Here is a 2675-nt window from a genome sequence, read left to right as displayed (position 1 = left end):
CCTGTGGGAGAGTAGGACGCCGCCGAACAATCATTGCGGAAGCCCCGCACCAGACCTTTACGGGTCCGGTGCGGGGCTTTTCTGCGTTCAGGACCGGATCGCCTGGGCCGGCTGGGTATCCTGGCCGCGTTCCCCTGGAGGACGCGATGACAGCACAGCAGCTGGAAGACGACGGACCCCTCATTCCCCAGCCGGCCATGACGCGGGAAGCCCTGAGGGACGCCGTGCGCCGCATCGACATGGCCAACCTCGCCGTGCTCGACAAGGAATGCAACGAGGCGTTCGACCGTGCCGCGGAGACCGGTGCCATCAACCCGCTGCGGTTCTTCCTGATCAAGTGGGCCACGCACGTGGCGATCCACCGCTGGCCGGCGCGGGCGGCGGCCCTCCACGAGGCGGAACGTGTCGCGGGAGACCCCGCCGCCACGGAGCCGGAGTTCCGGGCCGCGATGGAGACCAGCAGCCGCATCCTGGCCGAGGCCCAGCGCGAGATCGGTCAGTGACTCCGCGGGGCGAAGGCGTCGAGAACGACAGCGGCTGGGCCTGGGAATGCGATCCCGGCCACCTGTGGGTGCTCGGCGACATGCCGGCGGAGCAGCAGCACCTTGTCAGCGCCGTGATGGACGGCCTGATCGACTTGGCGGCGATGGCCATCGACCCCAAGGACGGCAGCCTCTACGAGGACCCGCACCCCATGCGGCTTCGTACGTACGAAGACGAGCACCTGATGCTCTGGTACCAGACGATCCCGCACCGTCGCCGGGTCTACCTGAAGCGGGTCAACCTCTGAGGCCCGCCTGTCCGTGAAACGTACTTGAGTCTCCCGTGGGAGGAGGCTGCAAGGTAGGCGCATGGACGGCGCACCCCTCTATCGGATCGGCGACCTGGCCCGGCTCACCGGTGTCACGGTCAAAACCATCCGGTTCTACTCCGACTACGGACTCGTGGTGCCCGTCAGCCGTAGCCCTGGCGGCTACCGCCTCTACGACCTCGACGCCGTCGCACGCCTCGACCTCGTACGGTCCCTCCGGGAGCTCGGGCTCGACCTGGAGACCGTCAGGAAGGTTGTCGACCAGGAGCTGGCGCTGCCCGGTGTCGCTGCGGCGCACGCCGAGGCCCTCGACGTCCAGATACGCATCCTGCGGATGCGGCGTGCCGTGCTGACGGCAGTGGCGCAGCGCGGATCCACCCCTGAGGAGATGCATCTCTTGCACAAACTGGCCAGCTTGTCGGAGGAGGAACGCCAACGGCTGGTCGGCCGGTTCCTGGAGGCCGCCTCGGCGGTCTGGAATCGGACGCCTCGTGGGCGGGGATCAGGCGCTCCATGACTCCGGAGCTGCCGGACGATCCGGACGCGGAACAGGTCCAGGCGTGGGTGGAGCTGGCCGAGCTCGCGGATTGTCCGGACTTCCGCGCGACGGTACGGCGAATGGCGGAGGACCAGGCTGCCGAGCGCGGCCCGGGCGAGGCCACGGTGCCGAAACGGGATCTCGCCGCGAGGGTCCGTGGCGAGGTCGCCCCGGCTCTGGCAGCCGGCATCGGGCCGACGTCGTCCCGGGGAGCGGAGATCGCGTCCACACTCACAGCCCATTACGCGCATTTCCTCGGCCTGCCGGACGGCATCGAGCTCCGCGGACGGCTGGTGAGCAGGCTGGAGAGGATGAACGATCCGCGGAGAGAGCAGTACTTCCGGCTGCTGGCCGTGATCAACGGCTGGGAGGCACCGGAGAGTCTGGCGCCGGTCCTCGACTGGGCGGTCCAGGCCGTCCGTGCCGGGGTGCCGCGATGAGGGGCCAGGAGCCCGTGGTCCTTGAGTCACCGGCGACGGCTGCGGGGAGCGCGCTGGTTCTCCGGCCGTGGTGTGGGGAGGATGTCGGCGCCCTGGTCCAGGCGTATCGGGATCCGACGCTTCGCCGGTGGGCGAGCGCATCGGTCGACAGCGAGGTCGAGGGGCTTCACTGGGTGCAGGCCCGGCAACGGGGACGGCTGGCGGGGGACTCGTTCGGCTTCGCCGTCCACGAAGTGCAGCCGGAGCAGGCTTCTCGGAAGTTGGCCGGCCACGTGGTCCTCAGGCGGGTGACGCCAGTGGGGCCGTCTGCCGAGGTCGGGTACTGGACGGCGGCGCACGCACGGGGACGGGGCGTGGCCTCCCGAGCCCTGGAGGCTCTCACCGCCTGGGCCTTCGATACGTTCTGGGCCGAGGGCCTGGAACGCCTTGAACTCCTGCATCAGGTGGACAACCTCGCATCCTGCGGCGTGGCACGGAAGAGCCACTACGAGTACGCCGCGACGCTGCCGGCGACGCCGCCCCTGTACCCCCTCGACGGCCATCTGCACGTACGCGTCGACCCGCGGACCCCTGGCCCGGCCCCGTTTTGACAGCTCCAGGACACGGTTGTAGGGTTGAGCAGTTGCCTGGAGCTGGACAAGCTCGGCAGCACCACCCCGTAATGAATGCGATTCGGAGCGGGGACTCGACTCTCCATTCGGGAATCGAAGCCGGTAAATCCGGTGGAGAACTTCTGATAGAGTCGGAATCGCTGGAAAGGGAAAGCGTGAAAGCGCAGAACCTGGAAAGCGCCGAGGAAGTCGGACACGAAAGAGTCTGATAGAGTCGGAAACGCAAGAACACAGAACGAAAGCCCGGAGGAAAGCCCGAGAGGGTGAGTACAAAG

3 protein-coding genes and 1 pseudogene are annotated in these 2675 nt (G+C 68.2%); all 4 read left to right on the top strand.

Going from position 1 to position 2675, the window contains the following annotated elements; all coding sequences use genetic code 11:
- Positions 1 to 146 precede the first annotated feature (146 nt).
- The 4 genes and pseudogenes from ACFYOB_RS41560 (at position 147) to ACFYOB_RS41545 (ending at position 2379) form a co-directional block, all read left to right on the top strand.
- A complete protein-coding gene (locus tag ACFYOB_RS41560) occupies positions 147 to 503 on the top strand; it encodes a hypothetical protein (RefSeq protein WP_388570283.1) in 357 nt (118 codons plus the stop codon).
- Positions 500 to 790, top strand: a complete 291-nt coding sequence (locus ACFYOB_RS41555; protein WP_388570280.1) for a hypothetical protein — start codon at positions 500 to 502, stop codon at positions 788 to 790. Before ACFYOB_RS41560 ends, ACFYOB_RS41555 begins: the two co-directional genes overlap by 4 nt.
- A 61-nt stretch (positions 791 to 851) precedes the next feature.
- A pseudogene (locus tag ACFYOB_RS41550) lies at positions 852 to 1789 on the top strand (MerR family transcriptional regulator).
- Positions 1786 to 2379: a GNAT family N-acetyltransferase gene (locus ACFYOB_RS41545; protein ID WP_388570277.1), complete on the top strand. Its 594-nt coding sequence runs from the start codon at positions 1786 to 1788 to the stop codon at positions 2377 to 2379. Before ACFYOB_RS41550 ends, ACFYOB_RS41545 begins: the two are co-directional and overlap by 4 nt.
- The last annotated feature ends 296 nt before the right edge of the window (positions 2380 to 2675 follow it).

Source organism: Streptomyces sp. NPDC006463, from assembly GCF_042870715.1.
Lineage (GTDB): Bacteria > Actinomycetota > Actinomycetes > Streptomycetales > Streptomycetaceae > Streptomyces.
This window is presented reverse-complemented; position numbering and strand designations above follow the sequence as displayed.

Excerpts from the sequence above, each read along its gene's own strand:
- ACFYOB_RS41560 (WP_388570283.1), top strand. The coding sequence starts at position 147 with ATGACAGCACAGCAGCTGGAAGACGACGGACCCCTCATTCCCCAGCCG.
- ACFYOB_RS41545 (WP_388570277.1), top strand. The coding sequence starts at position 1,786 with ATGAGGGGCCAGGAGCCCGTGGTCCTTGAGTCACCGGCGACGGCTGCG.